Here is a 16,749-nt window from a genome sequence, read left to right on the forward strand (position 1 = left end):
GGGGGTGACCTCGGCCCAACATCCGGACCCCCCCACTCTTCTTGGTTTGTGGTGGGCGCCCCACCACCGCCCGCCCCCCACACACGCCGTGACGGTCACTGCCGCCTGCACCTCAGTGCGACCACGCTCCGTCATCTACGAAACTGTCTGTGGGACAAGATAAGTTGGGCCGCGAAGCCGTGAACTGTACGGCGGTCACAGGAGGCTCCCTCATGTCCAGTCCCGCAGGCTACCCGACCTCGCATCAAGGCCGAACACGTCAACAAGGTCCCTCGCGACCGCAAAAGTCCTCAGGCGGCTGGATCGTGGCGGCGGTCCTCGTGATCGTGGTCGGAATCCTCGGCGCTATCGGTGTTGGTGCTATCGGATTCTTCCGCATGTCGGACGACGTCGACCGTTACCAGCGTGTTACGGTCCCCGGCTCCGGCGATCTGCAACTCGCGGCAGGCGATTACACCGTCTACTTCGAGTATCCCGGGGCGGCCACGCTCGATCCGCCGGAGGCAGTGCGGGCCCGATTGACCGACCCCACAGGGCAAGTGGTGCGCACCGAGGCCGTCGGCGCCGAGCAGTCATATCAACTGGGCAGCCGCGAGGGAACCGCGGAGTTCACATTCCACGCAGTTCAGGACGGCATGTACGTCCTCGAAACCGACGGCGGCCCCGGCATCACCCTTGCTGTCGGCCACGACCTCGGCTCCTCGTTCGCCGGTCCGATCCTGCTCGCCGTGGCGATCGCGATCACTGCCATCATCCTCGGCGTCGCCATCCTGATCATCACCGCGATCCGCCGCGCCGGGTCCCGGCGGCCACCCGTGATCGGATCCGGGGCCACCAAGCCACATCCGATGTGAACACCTTGCCGACGGAGGGACAGTCGCTTCCGCGGGCGGCCAGGTCTCCTGTGGACATCATCGAAACAACTTGTCGGACTGCGCCGGAGATCCACGAACTGTTCGAGGACCAATTCGAGGAAGAGGAGTGGATGTGCGGACGGCACCGACCCGGCCTCGCTCGGGCGGGCGGCCGTCGGGAGCCGTTTCGATCAGGTGGTTCGGCCTTCTTACCAGCGCGGCTAAGGTCGGCAGGGTGATTCGGCGGACGAACCTGAGGAGCACGCGATCATGAACACGTCGAACGAGCGCACACCCAGCGGGTGGGAGGAGCTCACCGCCGCGGACCCGGCACATTCGAGCTGGTACGTGCAGCGATTCCGAACCCTCGCCGCGCAGGGCGAGGACATCGTCGGCGAGGCGCGGCTGATCGACGCGATGCTCGGGCGCGGCAGCCGAGTGCTCGACGCGGGCTGCGGGCCGGGGCGGACCGGCGGCTACCTGCACGGCGCCGGGCACACGGTGGTGGGGGTCGATGTCGACCCGGTGCTCATCGATGCGGCGCGTGCGGACTATCCCGGACCGACCTGGCTGGTCGGCGACCTCGCCGAACTGGATCTGCCTGCCCCCGCCTTCGACGCCATCGTGTGCGCGGGCAATGTGATGACCTTTCTCGCCCCGTCCACCCGGTCGGCGGTGCTGGCGGGGTTCGCCGGGCATCTCGCGCCCGGCGGCCGGGCGATCATCGGGTTCGGCGCGGACCGTGGCTACGAGTTCGCCGAGTTCCTGGCCGATGCCGAATCCGCCGGTCTCACAGTCGATCTGCTGCTGTCGACCTGGGATCTGCGGCCCTTCACCGACGACTCCGACTTCCTGGTCGCGGTGTTCTCCCTGACACCCGACTCGAACGCGCGCACCGATCGCGACGCATGATGGGCACCGACGAGCGATAGATCAGGAGGCGCAGGTGTCGGAGATGACGGTGGACGAGGTGATGGCCGAACTGGTCGCCCTCGATGACCCGAAGATGCGCGCGGTGAACGAGAAACACGGCGACGATCACGGCATCAACCTCACGAAGCTGCGTGCGCTGGCCAAACGCCTGAAGACCCAACCTGTATTGGCCCGGCAACTCTGGGACACCGACGACACCGCGGCGAAACTGCTCGCGCTGCTGATCTGCCGCCCGAAGCTCTTCGAGCGGGACGAGCTCGACGCCATGATCCGCCAGGCACGCACCCCGAAGGTCCACGACTGGCTCGTCAACTACGTCGTGAAGAAGAACCCGCACGCCGAAGAGCTGCGCACGGCGTGGTTCGCCGACCCGGACCCGGTGGTCGCGAGCGCGGGCTGGGCGCTGACCACCGAACGAGTCGCCAAGAAGCCCGCCGGCCTCGACCTCACGAAGCTGCTCGACCTCATCGAGGCGCGAATGAAAACCGCACCCGATCGTCTGCAGTGGGCGATGAACCACTGCCTCGCCCAGATCGGTATCGACCATCCCGACCACCGCGCCCGCGCCCTCGACATCGGCGAGCGACTGGAGGTCCTGAAGGACTACCCGACTCCCCCCGGCTGCACCTCCCCGTTCGCGCCCACCTGGATCACCGAGATGGTGCGTCGACAGAACGGCTGACTCGACCCTCCGCACTCGCGCTCGTTCGTTGCCCGTCGGAGCTCGATGGCAGTTAGCGTGTCTCGAATGGGTGTGGATGAGATCTGTGATCGGTACGTCGAGGATTACGCGGCCGCTGATCCGGTCACGGCGACCATGTTCGGCATCGCGGGCCACGACGATCGCCTGACCGACTATTCGCCTGCCGGGCACGCGCTTCGGGCGGAGATCGCCCGAAACGCCTTGCGCGCCATACTCTCCGCGCAACCCGCCGACGACGGTGAACGGGTGGCGAAAGCCGTCTTCACCGAGCGCATCGGGCTCGACGTGGAGATCCATGACGCCGGGCTCCCCCTCGCCGCGCTCAATGTGATCGAGAGTCCGGTGCAGAACATTCGGATGGTGTTCGACGTGATGGCCGCTGAGACCGCCGCGGACTGGTCGGTGATCGCCGAGCGTCTCGCGGGAGTGCCCGCGGCGCTGGCCGGTGTGCGCGCGTCGCTGCTGGTCGCTGCGGAACGCGGACAGGTCAGCGGGCTGCGACAGGTCGTCAAAGTCGCCGAACAGGCCGACACGTGGGCTGGTTCCGGCGGGAAGGAAGGGTTCTTCACCACCTTCGTCGCCGCCGCCGAGGACATCGACGGTGCGCCACTGCCGCAACTGCGCCGGGGCTCGGACGCGGCCCAGCGGGCCTATGCCGACTTCGCCGAGTTCCTGCGGGCCGAGCTCGTGCCCCTTGCTCCCGCCAAGGATGCCGTCGGCGAGCACACCTACCGGCTCTGGTCGCGCTATTTCACCGGCGCCGACCTCGACCTGCGGGAGGCCTATACCTGGGGGTGGGCGGAGTTCGCCCGGCTCGAGACCGAGATGCTGGCTGTCGCTGCCCGCATCGCACCGGGCGCCTCACTCACCGAGACGGCGACCGTGCTCGACGCCGACCCGAAATACCGGGTGCGCGGGCAGTCCGAGCTGCGAGCGTGGCTGCAGAAGGTGTCCGACGAGGCCCTGCAGACGTTGCGCGACGAGCACTTCGAGATTCCCGACGAGCTCATGCAGCTGGAGTGCACGATCGCGCCGCCCGGCGGTGTGGTCGGGGCGTATTACGTCGGGCCGAGTGCCGATTTCAGCCGTCCCGCTCGCATGTGCTGGTCGGTGGAGCCCGGAAAAGAAGACTTCGCGACCTGGCGCGAGGTCAGCACCGTGTACCACGAGGGCGTGCCGGGCCATCATCTACAGGTCGCGACCGCTGTGCGCGAGGCGGATTCGCTGAATCGGTACCAGCGGATGATGTCGTTCGTCTCCGGGCACGGCGAGGGCTGGGCGCTCTACGCCGAACGCCTCATGCAGGAACTCGGCTACCTCGGCGACGACGGCGATCTGTTCGGCATGCTGTCGCAGCAGCTGTTTCGCGCCGCGCGGGTGATCGTGGATATCGGGATGCACCTCGAATGGGAGATCCCCGCGGGCACCGGCTTCCACGAGGGTGAGCGCTGGACTCCCGACCTCGGCCTGGAGTTCCTGCTGACCCGGACGGTCACTGATTCCATCACCGCCCGCGACGAGATCGACCGGTACCTGGGGTGGCCGGGACAGGCGCCCGCGTACAAGCTCGGTGAACGCCTGTGGCTCGCGGCCCGCGCGGAGGCAAGGGAACGAGCGGGCGCGGCGTTCGATTCGAAGCAATTCCACACCCGCGCTTTGCGATTGGGTGGAATGGGTCTGGATACGATGCGGGCGCAACTGGCCGCCATGGCGTGAGGGTCTTCAGAACAGGCTGGTTTGCGCGGGTTCCGGAGTCGCCGTGATCGTGGAGTCGAGTTCGATGCGGCGACCGACCAGGCGGGTGTCGTTGACCAGCACGAGTTCGCTCGCGCCCGCGGTGTCCCGGCACGCGATGGTGTGGCCGTGCGCTGTCACCGCGTCGATGAGGTATTCGCCTGGCTCCCCGGCGATTTCGGTGGCGACCGGGAACCGGCCGTGTTCGAGGATCGTGGCGTAGAAGTCCCGGCCGCCCGACCAGGCGATATCGGTGCGCGTGATGTCGGTGGGCAGTGCGCTCGCGGCGTGCTCGGCCGCATCGGCGACGGCTGATTCCAGGGCTGCCCACGGGCGCAGCGGTTTGGTCAGAATGCGGGTCTTGGTGACACCGGCGACCGCCTGCCCGATGCCCGCTCGTTCGGTCACCGTCCGTTCGAGATCTCGAACATGTAGTCCGTCAGGGGAATCGGTGATGAATCGGGCGACCAGCGCGCCCTGTTCGAAGAGACGCCGATTGCGCCGCGACGCCGACGCTGTGCCGACCTTGGTCATCCCGTCGCCGAAATACGCGATGTAGAGGTGGTGAGGCTGCGACATATAGTCGCGGACCTGTTCCGGCAATGCCGTGAGCGGACCACGATGGCTGTGCACCACCGACCAGCCCTCGGTGATTCGGCACTGCTCGCACTGACGGCCCGCGTCGACGCGTGCGCGGCGAGGGCACGGCAGCCGCCCGCGACGGCCGCCGCCGAACCCGTTGTACCCCAGGCAGAATCGCCCGGAATCGGTAATCCGGAACGCCAGCCGCGTCCCGATACCGGGCATCAGTTCGGTGGTCCCGTCGTCGCCGAGCAGCTCGTAGAACCATCGCCCCTGCTCGTCCCAGCGAGTGCCGCAGTACAGAGCCGTGGAGATCATCGGTCGAACCTACACCGGTCAGTGGGTGCCGATCACAAGCCGGCAGCCGAAAGATATCTGAACGACCAGTAACCCCCACACGATTTCGCGCGCCGCTAATCGGTCACCTACGTTGAGCGCACAGCAGGGGTGCGAAACTGGTAAGGGGAAACACATGGACGATCTCGAGCTCCTTCTCGACCCGGGATTCAGTGTGACATCGAATGCGCACATGGATCGCCTGACAGATCAGCTGATGGTCGCCGTCGAATCCTGCTCGCGCGACGGCATTCCCTTTCCCCTCATATGGGACGAGGTCGAGGACGCACTCGACCTGGTCCCGGCGGATCTCCCCGCCGAGTGGCGCAGCGAATTGAGGCTCTACCTCACCGATCACGTGATCTCCGCGTTCATGAATGGTCCGGCGGACACGAGACTGCCACCCGGCTGGTGACCCCAGGACGCCACAGCGGTCGAACCGCGCACGTGCTTCAGCGGGCGAAGCGGGCACAGCTCGTACGGCCGGGGCTTCTCGCCGCACCGATGAGTTTCGGGAGGTGAAGGCGTCGTACTGGTAGAAGGCAGTGGATCGATCAGGGATCCGCGCGCCCGGCACCCGAGAGGAACGAGTTATGAGGATCGCTACGTCGAAGGACGGCACGGAACTCGCGTATGACGTGTCCGGGGACGGGCCCGCGCTGGTGTACATCACCGGTGCGACGTGTTTCCGGCGGTTTCGGCCGATCGTCGCCGACGTGGGGGTGTTCGCGACCGAATTCACTGTCTACAACTATGACCGGCGTGGGCGTGGGGACAGCGGGCACGTGCTGCCGTACGCGATCGAGCGCGAAGTCGACGATATCGAGGCGATTGTCGACGCCGCCGGTGGGCGCGCGATTCTCTACGGACATTCATCCGGTGCCGCGCTGGCACTCGAAGCCGCGGCTCGGATGCCGGACAAGCTCGACAGGGTCGTGATCTACGACGCTCCCTATGTGCACGACGAGGCCGAGCGGGCGTCTTATGCCGAGCTGGCCGAGAAGGTACGCGCGCTGCTCGACGAGGGAAACAATGCCCGGGCGCTGAAAGCATTCCTGCACGGGATCGGGATGCCGCGTGCGTTCGTCGCGCTGCTACCGCTGTTTCCCGGCTGGAGGACCATGAAGGCACTCGCTCCCACGCTGATGTACGACATCGGGATCACCGAGGTACTTCCCCCGGTGGAGCGTTTCGAGAACATCGGGGTGCCGGTGAATGTCGTTGTCGGGGCGAAGAACCCGCCCGGAATGCACCAGGTGGCGCGGGAGTTGGCCGCGGCGATTCCCCACGCGACGCATCGGGTGCTCGCCGGGCAGGACCACATGGTCAGCGCCAAGGCGTTGCTGCCGATACTGACCGATTCCGGCGCGAACGATTGAACCCCGCGCCTGCCGTGCCTACATCGTCGTCCACGACGCCGGTGGGAACGTTCGGACGGACTGCTGGAGCGGCAGCGTGCGCGCGGCGGCCATGGCTTCGGTGCGGCTGGCGTAGACGGGTAACCACTCGGTGAGGCCGGCGGCGATGATGATCCGATCGGTGACCGACGGCACGGGATTGACCACACTCATGCGTAGCTCGCACTGCTGGGCGCGGGTCGCCATGTCGAGAATCGCCCGGCAGGACATGAAGGTCACGTCCCTGATGTCGATCACCAGGTGACCCGACTGCCCCTCGGCTGCGATGGCATCGTCGAGCATCGCGCGCCACTCGAGCAGATTGCAGGCGTCGATCTCGCCGTGCACGTGCAGCACCGTCGCCGTGTGATGGAGGGTGACCTCCGCGCACAGTTCCGGGTCTTCGACCCGCAACGTCTTGTCACCATCGCTGGAATGGGTGTTCACGAGTGCTCGATCCCTCGACACCGGCAGGCGTACAGACTGCCCCGGCCGAACCTGGTAGCTCCGGATCGGCTGGTGCGTCCATTTCAGCACGCCGAGTCGGTGGTGTCACCGGTTGTGATGGATCTGATGCGTCTCGAAAAGACCGCGGGTCATCGGCCCGTCGCGGACCGATGACCCGTGCGGCGTATGACCGGTCAGTCGCGGAAAGCGTCCTTGACCTTCTCGCCTGCGCCCTTGAGGTTCGACTTCACCTGCTCGCCGCGACCCTCGTTCTCGAGATCACGGTCGTCGGTGGCGCGGCCGGCCGCTTCCTTGGCCTTGCCCGCCAGCTCTTCGGCCTTGTTCTTCGCCTTGTCAGCGATACCCATGGCATTCCTTTCAGGCTGTTTCTCGGCCAACTGGTGGCCGTGGGCCGTCCTGGGGACCCATCGAAGGCCTACCCGGGTCTGCCGAATGCAAACAGTCACGGCGCCCGGCGCGGATCAGTCGCCTTCGATGCGGGCCCACGCGCGATGCTCACCCAGGTCGGTGAGTAGCCCACTGGTGGCCGCCCCGGAATCGGCGACGGTGATTCCCGCTACGTCGGTGTCGATGTCGTTGCGCTGCAACACCGATACCCCGGTACCGACCGCCGCGATCGCCTTGCCGTGCCGCCACATCTCCTCGACGAGCAGGTTCACCCTCGGGTCATCCGGTGCGGCCAGCAGCAGCGCACCGTCGAATTCGACCGACCGCATCGTCGCGAACGTCCGTGCCACCGGTACTCCGTCGATCACACCGCCGCGCGCCGCCACGACCATCGGCCTGACCTTGGCCTCTTCCAGGGCGGTCGAGACCTCCTGCACCGCATCGGCCGATGTGGTGTCATCGACCAGTACGGCCACGGTCCGCCCGTCCACCGGGAAGCTGCCGTGCCGCTGCGACAACGCGGGACTCGGCGCGAGCTCCACGCGTTCGCTGTTCGGGGTCGGCTTGTCGAGCCCGAGTTGCCCGGCGACATAGTCGGCCAGCCCTTCGTCGACATTGACCAGCATCTGCAGACCACGCTGCTGGATCGTCTCCGACAGGCACTTGCCGAGTTCGAACGAGAACGCGTCGGCCAGATTTCGCTGTTCGCCGGTGGTCAGGCTGCGATAGAACATGCGCGGCTGCGAATAATGGTCGGCAAACGATACCGAGCCCGCACTGTCGGCGGAGGTCCGCAATTTCGCGGTCGGCGGCGGAATGGGAGTCGGCGATTCGACATAGGCGTCGGCGGCGAAACTGGCCGCGTAGGGGCAACCACCGCCCAGCGAATTGGGTTTGTAGGCAGCGACTCCGGGGTGCACGGCGGCCTGGTGCATGCCGTCGCGGAAAAGGTCGTTGACATCGGCGTGCGGTGTATTGATCGGCAGCTGCGTGAAGTTCGGGCCGCCGAGCCGGCTGATCTGGGTGTCGAGATAGGAGAACAGCCTGCCCTGCAGCAGCGGATCGTCGGTGACTTCGATACCAGGGACCAGGTGCGTCGGACAGAAGGCGACCTGCTCGGTTTCGGCGAAGAAATTCTCCGGATTCGCGGTGAGCCGCAGGGTGCCGATCGTCCGCACCGGCGCGAGTTCTTCGGGGACGATCTTGGTCGGGTCGAGCAGATCGATGCCATCGAAGAGATGATCGGGTGTGTCGGGGAATACCTGCACACCGAAGTCCCATTCCGGCGGCATGCCCGCCGCGATCGCGTCGGCCAGATCCCGGCGATGGAAATCGGGGTCGAAACCGGCGGTCAGCTGACATTCCTCCCACAGCATCGAGTGCACGCCGAGCCGCGGCTTCCAGTGGAATTTCACCAGACTCGTCGCGCCGTCCTCGGCGACCAGACGAAAGGTGTGGATACCGAATCCCTCCATCATCCGCAACGAACGCGGCAGCGCCCGGTCCGACATGTTCCAGAAGGTGTGTGCGGTCGCCTCGGTGTGCAGCGTGACGAAATCCCAGAAAGTATCGTGCGCGGATTGCGCTTGCGGGATCTCACGGTCCGGCTCCGGTTTCCCGGCATGGATCACATCGGGGAATTTGATCGCTTCCTGGATGAAGAACACCGGAATGTTGTTGCCGACCAGGTCGTAGACCCCTTCACCGGTGTAGAACTTCACCGCGAATCCGCGGGTGTCACGCACCGTGTCCGCCGATCCGCGGGAACCGAGCACCGTGGAGAACCGGACGAAGACCGGTGTGCGCGCGTCGGCGGCCAGGAACTTCGCTCGTGTCAGCGACGCGGCGGCGCCGTTGGCCACGAAAACCCCGTGGGCGGCGGTGCCGCGGGCGTGCACAACCCGCTCGGGAATGCGTTCGTGGTCGAAGTGGGTGATCTTCTCGCGCAGGTGGAAGTCCTGCAGCAGCGTGGGACCCCGCGGGCCCGCCTTGAGCGCGTGATCGGTGTCGGCCACGCCCGCACCTTGCGGGGTGGTCAGCCGAGGGCCCTGCTGGGCGCGCAGGCTCGCGTCGCCGGGAATCGGTGCGCCGGTGGGGCCGCGCAGTGCGGGTCCTTGCTGATCGGGTGCGGGGCCCGCCTGCTCGCAGGGTGTTGCGGGGTCCTCGTCGGGTGGCGTAGGCGGGTGGGTGAATTCGGACGGAACAGCGTGCTCGGTCATGGAATTTCGTCGTCCCTTCGTCGCACTCGGGGAATTCGGAGAATCGGCCTGCCGTCGTCCCTGATGGACTACCGCGTTATTCGCCCGGCAAACCGCGGTCCGATCTCGGCGGGTAACGGCCCGCGATGAGCTCGAGGCGTGACCTGACGGTTACGGGGTAACCTCCGACCAAATGGTCGGTGATGAGGGAGGTGGCGTGCGAGCTCGAGATCGCGACACCGCTCCCCGCTCGAGGACCGTCGGGTTCCAGGTGCCCGCCGAGCTGGACCAGCTGAGCATGGTGCACGCACTCGCCGAGACCGTGCTGCTCGTCGGTGGCTTCGCGCTCGACGAGGTCACCGATCTACTCCTGGCGCTCGACGAGGTCGCCACCGCGTTGATGCTGGTCGCGACACCGAACTCCCAGCTCGACTGCTCGTTCACCGGTGGCGACGGTGTGCTCGGTGCCCGGGTGAGCGCACTGGCCCGAGAGCCCGCCGCACTCGATGAGCAATCCTTCGGCTGGCATGTCGTCGCGACCCTGACCGACGCGCTGCGCACCGATTACGCCGCCTTCGACCCGGCCCGCGACGGCTACCCGACCACCGTCGAATTCGGCTGGATCAGACGTTTGCACAGACCGACCGAATCGTGATGATCGCGCACTAGCCTCGTAGGTAGGGCATGGCCCCGGGTCCCGGTGGGTACCCCATGAACACATCCGCAACCGCCTGGAAGTGAGGCAAGTAGCGATGACATGGGAATCAACGACAGCAGCAGTCCGTCCGACCGCCCGGCGATCCCATTCGCGCGGCGACAGCTACGACAACATCGAACCGTGGTTCGACAAGCTGCGGGCACTTCCCCCCGGCGATGCGCACCACGACGCGCTGCGCAGGCAGGTCATCGAACTGTGTCTGCCGCTCGCCGATCACATCGCGCGCAAGTTCAACGGCCGCGGCGAGCAGTTCGACGATCTCGAGCAGACCGCCCGGGTAGGGCTGGTGCTCGCCGTTGATCGCTATGACGTCACCCGCGGCTCCTCCTTCCTGTCCTTCGCGATCCCGACGATCATGGGCGAGGTGCGCAGGCACTTCCGTGATCGCACGTGGGCGGTGCGCGTGCCGCGGCGGCTCAAGGAGATCCAGCTCAGGATCGGACCCGCCACCGAGGAACTGTCGCAGCGGCTCGGGCGGTTCCCCACCGCGCACGAACTCTCCGACGAACTCGGCGTCGACCTGGTCGAGGTCACCCGCACGCTGGTCGCGGGCAACGGCTACCAGACCAACTCCATCGACGGCGTCACCCACGACGGTCGCGACAATTCCACCCAGCCGATCACCGATATCCTCGGCTCCGAGGAGCCCTGCTACCAGCTCACCGAGGACGCGATGGCGGTTCGTCCGCTGATCGCCGAGCTGCCCGCCGAAGAGCGGCGGGTGCTGATCATGCGTTTCTACGAGTCCAAGACGCAGGGCCAGATCGCCGAGGAATTGGGTGTCTCCCAGATGCAGGTCTCGCGGATCCTTTCGCGGACCCTGACGTCGTTGCGTGAGCAAGCACTCGCCGAGCCGATGGCCGCGCCGTGACAGCAGCGCCCTCACGTGCCAAAATTGTTCGAGGTTGAGACCTCCAGCCGAACCCGGTTCTCGTGCGCCGCACCCTGACCGTCGGGCAATGGCCTGTCGGTAGTGCGAACCGGAACGCCCTGTCGCACAGGAGGTTCTATGTCCGTCGTCATGGATCGCCGGCATTCGAGCCGCCTGCGCTGGTACCGCGGTTGCTCCGCGGCCGCCGCGGCCGAGTTGGCGCTGCGCGACCCGGGGCGACCGGGCTGCTGGGTTCTGCACGGCGGTATCGAGCTCGACGCGGCGCGGATGCCCCGATTCAGTGCGTTGCTCGACCGCGCTGTGTGTTCCGGCGCGCGCGTCGTGGTCCTCGATCTGCGCGATACCGAGTTCCTGAGCCTGCGGGTCGCCGCCGTGCTCGGCGTCGCCAAAGCTGATGCGTGGGCACGCGGGGTCGACATCCGCCTGCTCACCGGCGGTCGCGAAGTGGAGCGGGCGCTGGTTCTTGTCGGTGTGCGGCCACTGTTCCGGTACTACCTGTCCATCGATGAGGCGTCGCGATCCGAATCCGGCTGTTGAGAAGCTGTTTCGGGCCCACGGTCCTGGGTATGCGCTCGGTGAAGCCACTCCAGCGCACGCTCGGGAGGAGGACCTCGTGGATTCGAGCGACCGGATCATCGCCGATTCGATTCATGCGACATCGATCCGTATCCAGATCGACGCCGACCTCGGCCAGGTTGTCATGCTCCGGGCTGTCGCCGAAACCGTTGCGCTGATCGCGGGTTTCACCGTCGACGCGGTGGCCGATATGCGAGTCGCGCTCGACGAGGCCGCCACCTGCCTGATCCTCGGCGCGGTGCCCGATTCCCAGATCAACTGCGAGGTGACCGCCGACGGTTTCCGGATCCGGATCGCGGTCGACGGCGTGTGCGCGGCCGCCGACCCGATCGACACGACGGGGTTCGGCTGGCATGTGATGCACTCGATCACCGACCACCTCACCACCGACCACGACGCCTACGACCGGGCACGGGGCGGTTACCCCGTCGCCATCACCTTCACGCAGGTGCGGCGGGTGCACTGATCGCCTCGCGCAGCGAAGAGCGATCCTCGTTCCAGCACTTCAGGATGTGATCGGCCAAGCGGTCCTCGAGCAGGTTCGTCGCCTGGATGCCGAAGACGATCGAGGCGGCTTGGCGGGGTTCAGCATCCAGCAGCCCGGCGATGACATCGCGGCGCATCACCTGCTCGTGCACGGCGTCGGCCTCGACGTGCTCGGCGTAGAAGTGCGCGCACGCGGGATGCGGGAGCAGCGTGCGGGCCAGCGCGGCCAGGCGCCGGGAGGCCGGCGACGAGGTGATCTCGACGGTGGCGAAATGCCCGACCAGTGCACCGCGCAGGCCGCGATGCAGGCCGAACAGCGACATCATGTCCACCAGGGCGAGCATCGGCGCGGGCACCGTGTCGAGGTAGTGCAGGTAGCCCGACTCGAGTCCCGCGCCCGCGAGCAGGTCGGCGAAGAGTTGCGCGTGGACGCGTTCGCCGCGGCCGCCGCCGAACTCGTCGAATTCCACCGCCACCAGCGACGCTTTCGCCTGTCCACGCAGGCGCGGGATCACCCAGGCATACGGGTCGGCCTCGATGTGGTGGTAGATCGAGCGGTGGACGAAGTATTCGCGCAACTGGTCGGCGGTCCCCCGCTCGGCGAGGAACCCGGCGATGCCGTCGGTGTCCCTGGTCGGTTCGAGCAGACGGTCCAGTTCCCCGTCGACGTCGTCGCCGCCGGGGACATCGTCACGCAGTGCCGCGAGCAGGGTGTTCTCCAGGTCGCGGCGTAAGCGCAGGAGGTCGGGGTCCCATTCCCAGTTCTCGTCGACACCGGCGAATCCCTGATAGTGCAGTTCGTAGCAGGTGTGCAGGGTCAGCAGGAGATCTTCGCCGTAGGGGTCGAGTCCGCAAGCATCGGGAACCACCGAACCTGTTGTCCGCGTGAGTAATTCGGCAACTGCGGCCGACAGCTCACCGCGCGGGCGCGGGAGTGATCGCAGGGGCATCAGTCCGCGCTCCTCGGGTGACGTCGGCGCCGGTGGCTGGTATCGCACAACGGGTAGGTGCTCGACCGACGGCACAGACACAGCGCCACCACGAAACGATCGCAGTGCAGCACCGTGCCGTCGGCGGTGACCACGTCGACGGGCCCGTCGATGAGTGCGGGCCCGTCGTCGGTGAGCACGACGCGCCGCGGCTCAGGCGGGGTCGGCGACGACAGACGACGATGTTCGGTCGACACGGATCACCACCAGTTCCTCATCGCGCTGACCATGGCTGATGAAGCCCTTCGCGGCCAGCCACCCGGCACGCGACCGCATCACCGGCCCGAACGGCACCGTTCCCGTCGCCACGACGGCGGCGTTCGCACCCAGCTCGCGGAGCTGGTCCAAGCTGCGCTGGGGATCACTGATCGCCGAATGCACGATCAACCCGACGCCGCGGTCGGTGAGCAGGTCCGGCAGCATCGCGCACAACCGGTCGAGCACGCTCCTACCGTCGGGGCCCGCGTCCCACGCCAGCGCCGCACCGCGACCGCCCGCCCGCTCGGCGGGGACGTAGGGCGGGTTCGCGACCACGACGTCGAAGCGCGGCAGCCGCAGCGCGGACGCGAAATCGCCGTGCAGCAACTCCACCGCCACGCCGCGCAGCCGACAGTTCATCCACGTCGATATCAGCGCCGATCGGGACAGGTCGACCGCGGTCAGACTGCCCGCACCCGCCGCCGCGGCCGCCATCGTCAACGCGCCGGTACCAGCGCACACGTCGAGCACCCGGCCGCCACGCAGCGAGGGCACCTCGTTCAGCGCGCGAGCCAGCAGCCAGGTGTCGGCCTGCGGCCGGTAGACACGTGGCGCCCTGACGACCACCACCTCAGTGTCCTCGTGGTTCACCCAGGGCGAGGTCCTCCTGCGCCTTCACCCGCCGATGCTCCGCGACCACGAGCCCGATCCCCACCACCAGACACACCGCGCACGCCACCCCCGCGATCACCGCCCAGCCCGCGAAGCCGTACCCGGCCGCGGTGAGGGTGACCCCGAGCAGCACCAGCCCGATGGCGGCGAGAATCAATCCGGGCCAGTTCCTCGTGTCCCTGATCGACTCCCCCGCATGTGTTCGAGTGGTCCGAGCGTTATCGGGGAACTGCTTCTCTGACTGATTCACCGTGCGTGCTCCTTTCGAGGACGACACCGCCCTGTCGTGGACATGCCCGTAAACCGGTGACGCAATCAACCGGCATCCGGCGGGGGCCGGTGATTCAGTTCGTCTCGATGACCTCGGCCAGGTCGCGGCGCGGGGTGGATTCCAGCGGGGCGGCGGCGTGCGGCATGACGCCGACGCGGATCATGACGTGCGGATAGGCACATTCCTGCAGGACGGTGGTGCGGATCTGATCGCGCAGGTCCACCATTCCCAGCGGTTCGGACTGCAGGCTGGTCGCCAGGCCGCGGTGGGTGGCCTGCAGCAGCATCGCGCTCGTCGCCTGGCCCGCTCGCAGCTGGGAGAGGCGGTTGTCACGCGGCGTGCACACGACAAGCCAGTGCGCGGAGTCGGGTTCGTCGGTGTACTCGGACAGTTCCGTTTCGGCGAAGGCCCGCACCGGCAGTTCGTCCGATGCCCGGGCGGCCGGGGCATTGCGGGCAGGCACGCCTGCGGGCGCGCCGTGGCAGCCGCTCCACTGCTCCAGTTCCGCCAGATAGTTCGTGTCCGTCGCATGCCTGGCGGCGGCTCGGCGCATCGGGGCGGCCAAGTGCGAGAGCAGAAGGTCCGGAACATGCCTGGCCGCTGCCCCGAATCGGGCCGCGCACCGCGACACCGCGCGCAGGTCGTGCGAGGCCACCGGCAGGCCGGGGTAGCGGCGCCGATCGGATTGGCGAAGGTGGATGGCGGCGGCCAGCCGGATATCGAGATCTGTGGGCGAGCGCGGCGTGAACTCCATCGTCGCGAGATGATCGGGCCGGTCCGGATCGGGCATCCGGTCGATGTCGGCCTGCCAGCCCAGCATGGCGAAGGCCACTTCGAGATGATGCAACGCGGCGCCGCAGCTCACCACGAGAGCGCGCGCCTTGGGGTCGGTCGCGCTGACCTGACGCCCGAAGTCGGCGAACAGATCGACCCCGCCCGGCCGGATCCGCCACCGCCACGGTTGGGTGTTGTGTACCGAGGGGGCACGCACCGCCAATTGCAGCGCGTCTCGGCATGTTGTGATGCTCGGCCCTGATGGGCGCATTCTCGCCTGCCTTCCTTCCAGCGCAGGTAGGCGAAACCTCGTTCCGGCCGTGCGCGGAAACCATTCCGCGCCTGCGTTCCGTTAGGCGTTCTTAGGGTCGACTATCACCCTAGATGACGAACCTGTGAAACTTCGCGGCCGACAGACCTCGGCCGGGACGCTGGTCGCTGCCGCCCAGCGCAACAGGCGGTCACGGGCGCCGAGGTTGCTGCTCGATGTGGTCAGGACCACTTTCAGGACTTCGGGGTCCTGGCGAGTTGGTGAATCCGCCGCACGCGTCCGTCGGCGGCGACGCTGCCGATCATGATCCATTCGATCGCCACCTGACCGAGCTTGCGATGTTCGGCGGCGAGGCAGCAGCGGGCGGCGAATCGGTGGCCGTCGACGAGGAGGTCGTCGATCCGGACATCGACGGCGGTGACGTTCTTACGGGAGGGGGCCGCGTGCGCGATCAGCGCGGCGCGATCGAGCTCGGTGCCGTCGGTCTGCCAGATCACGTCCTCGGTCAGGGTGCGGTCCACGATCTCGGCGGGATCCTCGTCGGACAGGGCCATGTCGCGGGTGTAGTCGAGGACGAGTCGACGGGCCGCGCGTTCAGTTATCTCTGACATACCTGACAATTTTAAGTGCGCTGTTATTGTTGTCAATCGTGTCAGAGATAAGGAAGCGCCGTCAGCGAGCAGAGGTCGGGCGCAACCGGTCGGCACTGGTAGCCGCGGCGATCCGGGTGCTGGGCGAGCGTCCGGAGGCGAGCATGTCCGAGATCGCCGCCGCGGCCGGGGTCACCCGCCAGACCGCGTACGCGCACTTCGGCACCCGCGAGATGCTGCTCGCCTCGATGCGTGACGAACAGAGCCGACGGGCCATCGATGCGCTGGCGGCAGCGGATCTCGAAACCGGCACTGCCACTGCGGCTCTCGACCGATTCCTGGCCGCGGTCGCCACGATGCTCGCCGAGCAGACGAGATTCGACTGTTCCGACAACGACCGCACAGCCGATACCGCGCGCCACGTACCGATCGAACAGCACCTCGACGCGCTCATCCGCCGTGGCCGCGACGCGGGCGAATTCACGACGGATCTGCACACCGAGTGGCTCATTGCCGCGACGATCGCACTCGGCCATGCGGCCGGGCAGCACCTGCGCGGCGGTGGGCTCGATGTGGCAACCGTGGCCGCCCAGTTCCGATCGTCGGTACTGCGCCTGTACGGCGCGGGGCGGGCGGGGCCCGGGGCGGCCGCCGGCTCGCGGCGGGGCGCCCTCGCGCCGGCGTCGCCGCTCTCCCGGGCGGTGTCCCCGCCGCCGTGGC

The 16,749-nt window shown here is 67.4% G+C and carries 21 protein-coding genes; 11 read left to right on the plus strand and 10 right to left on the minus strand.

The features are described from left to right. Positions 1–305: 305 nt before the first annotated feature. The 4 genes from ACFWPX_RS29135 to ACFWPX_RS29150 all read left to right on the plus strand — a co-directional run bounded on the left by ACFWPX_RS29135 (position 306) and on the right by ACFWPX_RS29150 (position 4,206). Positions 306–854 carry a hypothetical protein gene (locus ACFWPX_RS29135; protein WP_378917169.1) on the plus strand — a complete coding sequence of 183 codons (549 nt, stop codon included), beginning with the start codon at positions 306–308 and terminating at the stop codon, positions 852–854. 270 nt (positions 855–1,124) lie between these two features. Next, positions 1,125–1,766, plus strand: a complete 642-nt coding sequence (locus ACFWPX_RS29140; RefSeq protein WP_378930772.1) for a class I SAM-dependent methyltransferase — start codon at positions 1,125–1,127, stop codon at positions 1,764–1,766. Positions 1,767–1,809: 43 nt separating this feature from the next. After that, on the plus strand, positions 1,810–2,469 hold the full coding sequence (locus tag ACFWPX_RS29145; protein WP_378930774.1) for a DNA alkylation repair protein: 660 nt from the start codon (positions 1,810–1,812) through the stop codon (positions 2,467–2,469). Positions 2,470–2,535: 66 nt separating this feature from the next. Further along, positions 2,536–4,206: a DUF885 domain-containing protein gene (locus ACFWPX_RS29150; RefSeq protein ID WP_378930777.1), complete on the plus strand. Its 1,671-nt coding sequence runs from the start codon at positions 2,536–2,538 to the stop codon at positions 4,204–4,206. Between the two features lie 6 nt (positions 4,207–4,212). Here ACFWPX_RS29150 and ACFWPX_RS29155 read toward each other — a convergent pair whose 3' ends face one another. Then, positions 4,213–5,124, minus strand: coding sequence for a hypothetical protein (locus ACFWPX_RS29155; RefSeq protein ID WP_378917177.1), 912 nt, complete (start codon positions 5,122–5,124; stop codon positions 4,213–4,215). 211 nt (positions 5,125–5,335) lie between these two features. Here ACFWPX_RS29155 and ACFWPX_RS29160 point away from each other — a divergent pair, with 211 nt between their 5' ends. Both ACFWPX_RS29160 and ACFWPX_RS29165 read left to right on the plus strand, forming a co-directional pair. Further along, positions 5,336–5,557, plus strand: coding sequence for a hypothetical protein (locus ACFWPX_RS29160; protein WP_378930780.1), 222 nt, complete (start codon positions 5,336–5,338; stop codon positions 5,555–5,557). A gap of 178 nt (positions 5,558–5,735) precedes the next feature. Further along, on the plus strand, positions 5,736–6,521 hold the full coding sequence (locus tag ACFWPX_RS29165) for an alpha/beta fold hydrolase (RefSeq protein WP_378930782.1): 786 nt from the start codon (positions 5,736–5,738) through the stop codon (positions 6,519–6,521). 18 nt (positions 6,522–6,539) lie between these two features. Here the strand turns inward: ACFWPX_RS29165 and ACFWPX_RS29170 are convergent, their stop codons facing one another. The 3 genes from ACFWPX_RS29170 to ACFWPX_RS29180 all read right to left on the minus strand — a co-directional run bounded on the left by ACFWPX_RS29170 (position 6,540) and on the right by ACFWPX_RS29180 (position 9,613). Next, a complete protein-coding gene (locus tag ACFWPX_RS29170) occupies positions 6,540–6,986 on the minus strand; it encodes an anti-sigma factor antagonist (protein ID WP_378930784.1) in 447 nt (148 codons plus the stop codon). 194 nt (positions 6,987–7,180) lie between these two features. Beyond that, positions 7,181–7,354 (minus strand): CsbD family protein, encoded by a 174-nt coding sequence (locus ACFWPX_RS29175; protein WP_378917185.1) that lies wholly within the window; start codon positions 7,352–7,354, stop codon positions 7,181–7,183. 114 nt (positions 7,355–7,468) lie between these two features. Continuing rightward, complete coding sequence (locus ACFWPX_RS29180) at positions 7,469–9,613, minus strand: catalase (protein ID WP_378930786.1); 2,145 nt, start codon at positions 9,611–9,613, stop codon at positions 7,469–7,471. A 196-nt stretch (positions 9,614–9,809) separates the two neighbouring features. Between ACFWPX_RS29180 and ACFWPX_RS29185 the strand changes: the two genes are divergently transcribed. The 4 genes from ACFWPX_RS29185 to ACFWPX_RS29200 all read left to right on the plus strand — a co-directional run bounded on the left by ACFWPX_RS29185 (position 9,810) and on the right by ACFWPX_RS29200 (position 12,244). Beyond that, the gene (locus ACFWPX_RS29185; RefSeq protein WP_378917189.1) at positions 9,810–10,247 is read left to right on the plus strand and encodes an anti-sigma factor; all 438 of its coding nucleotides are present in this window, start codon (positions 9,810–9,812) and stop codon (positions 10,245–10,247) included. 97 nt (positions 10,248–10,344) lie between these two features. Beyond that, positions 10,345–11,181: an RNA polymerase sigma factor SigF gene (locus ACFWPX_RS29190; RefSeq protein WP_378917191.1), complete on the plus strand. Its 837-nt coding sequence runs from the start codon at positions 10,345–10,347 to the stop codon at positions 11,179–11,181. Between the two features lie 138 nt (positions 11,182–11,319). Beyond that, positions 11,320–11,739 carry an STAS domain-containing protein gene (locus ACFWPX_RS29195; RefSeq protein WP_378917193.1) on the plus strand — a complete coding sequence of 140 codons (420 nt, stop codon included), beginning with the start codon at positions 11,320–11,322 and terminating at the stop codon, positions 11,737–11,739. Between the two features lie 76 nt (positions 11,740–11,815). Next, positions 11,816–12,244 carry an ATP-binding protein gene (locus ACFWPX_RS29200; RefSeq protein WP_378917195.1) on the plus strand — a complete coding sequence of 143 codons (429 nt, stop codon included), beginning with the start codon at positions 11,816–11,818 and terminating at the stop codon, positions 12,242–12,244. Here the strand turns inward: ACFWPX_RS29200 and ACFWPX_RS29205 are convergent. The 6 genes from ACFWPX_RS29205 to ACFWPX_RS29230 all read right to left on the minus strand — a co-directional run bounded on the left by ACFWPX_RS29205 (position 12,219) and on the right by ACFWPX_RS29230 (position 16,050). Then, entirely contained in the window at positions 12,219–13,214 is a 996-nt protein-coding gene (locus ACFWPX_RS29205) for an iron-containing redox enzyme family protein (RefSeq protein WP_378930789.1), read from the minus strand. The genes ACFWPX_RS29200 and ACFWPX_RS29205 overlap by 26 nt on opposite strands. After that, a complete protein-coding gene (locus ACFWPX_RS29210; RefSeq protein WP_378917199.1) occupies positions 13,214–13,450 on the minus strand; it encodes a CDGSH iron-sulfur domain-containing protein in 237 nt (78 codons plus the stop codon). The genes ACFWPX_RS29205 and ACFWPX_RS29210 overlap by 1 nt, the downstream gene beginning before the upstream one ends. Then, the gene (locus ACFWPX_RS29215) at positions 13,407–14,081 is read right to left on the minus strand and encodes a HemK2/MTQ2 family protein methyltransferase (RefSeq protein ID WP_378930791.1); all 675 of its coding nucleotides are present in this window, start codon (positions 14,079–14,081) and stop codon (positions 13,407–13,409) included. The genes ACFWPX_RS29210 and ACFWPX_RS29215 overlap by 44 nt, the downstream gene beginning before the upstream one ends. Position 14,082: 1 nt before the next feature. Next, positions 14,083–14,373, minus strand: coding sequence for a hypothetical protein (locus ACFWPX_RS29220; protein ID WP_378930793.1), 291 nt, complete (start codon positions 14,371–14,373; stop codon positions 14,083–14,085). A gap of 94 nt (positions 14,374–14,467) precedes the next feature. After that, on the minus strand, positions 14,468–15,439 hold the full coding sequence (locus ACFWPX_RS29225) for an Acg family FMN-binding oxidoreductase (RefSeq protein ID WP_378930796.1): 972 nt from the start codon (positions 15,437–15,439) through the stop codon (positions 14,468–14,470). Between the two features lie 233 nt (positions 15,440–15,672). Further along, entirely contained in the window at positions 15,673–16,050 is a 378-nt protein-coding gene (locus ACFWPX_RS29230) for a nuclear transport factor 2 family protein (protein WP_378930798.1), read from the minus strand. A 38-nt stretch (positions 16,051–16,088) separates the two neighbouring features. Here ACFWPX_RS29230 and ACFWPX_RS29235 point away from each other — a divergent pair. Beyond that, on the plus strand, positions 16,089–16,749 hold a 661-nt coding region (locus tag ACFWPX_RS29235; protein WP_378930801.1), incomplete at its 3' end, for a TetR/AcrR family transcriptional regulator.

It is taken from the genome of Nocardia sp. NPDC058518, from assembly GCF_042719655.1.
In the GTDB taxonomy this organism is placed as follows: domain Bacteria; phylum Actinomycetota; class Actinomycetes; order Mycobacteriales; family Mycobacteriaceae; genus Nocardia.

Bases quoted from the DNA above. Each gene is read 5' to 3' on its own strand.
- ACFWPX_RS29175 (WP_378917185.1), bottom strand. From the start codon at position 7,354: ATGGGTATCGCTGACAAGGCGAAGAACAAGGCCGAAGAGCTGGCGGGC.
- ACFWPX_RS29190 (WP_378917191.1), top strand. From the start codon at position 10,345: ATGACATGGGAATCAACGACAGCAGCAGTCCGTCCGACCGCCCGGCGA.
- ACFWPX_RS29155 (WP_378917177.1), bottom strand. From the start codon at position 5,124: ATGATCTCCACGGCTCTGTACTGCGGCACTCGCTGGGACGAGCAGGGG.
- ACFWPX_RS29145 (WP_378930774.1), top strand. From the start codon at position 1,810: ATGACGGTGGACGAGGTGATGGCCGAACTGGTCGCCCTCGATGACCCG.
- ACFWPX_RS29165 (WP_378930782.1), top strand. From the start codon at position 5,736: ATGAGGATCGCTACGTCGAAGGACGGCACGGAACTCGCGTATGACGTG.
- ACFWPX_RS29225 (WP_378930796.1), bottom strand. From the start codon at position 15,439: ATGCGCCCATCAGGGCCGAGCATCACAACATGCCGAGACGCGCTGCAA.
- ACFWPX_RS29160 (WP_378930780.1), top strand. From the start codon at position 5,336: ATGGATCGCCTGACAGATCAGCTGATGGTCGCCGTCGAATCCTGCTCG.
- ACFWPX_RS29140 (WP_378930772.1), top strand. From the start codon at position 1,125: ATGAACACGTCGAACGAGCGCACACCCAGCGGGTGGGAGGAGCTCACC.
- ACFWPX_RS29195 (WP_378917193.1), top strand. From the start codon at position 11,320: ATGTCCGTCGTCATGGATCGCCGGCATTCGAGCCGCCTGCGCTGGTAC.
- ACFWPX_RS29150 (WP_378930777.1), top strand. From the start codon at position 2,536: ATGGGTGTGGATGAGATCTGTGATCGGTACGTCGAGGATTACGCGGCC.
- ACFWPX_RS29180 (WP_378930786.1), bottom strand. From the start codon at position 9,613: ATGACCGAGCACGCTGTTCCGTCCGAATTCACCCACCCGCCTACGCCA.
- ACFWPX_RS29205 (WP_378930789.1), bottom strand. From the start codon at position 13,214: ATGCCCCTGCGATCACTCCCGCGCCCGCGCGGTGAGCTGTCGGCCGCA.
- ACFWPX_RS29230 (WP_378930798.1), bottom strand. From the start codon at position 16,050: ATGTCAGAGATAACTGAACGCGCGGCCCGTCGACTCGTCCTCGACTAC.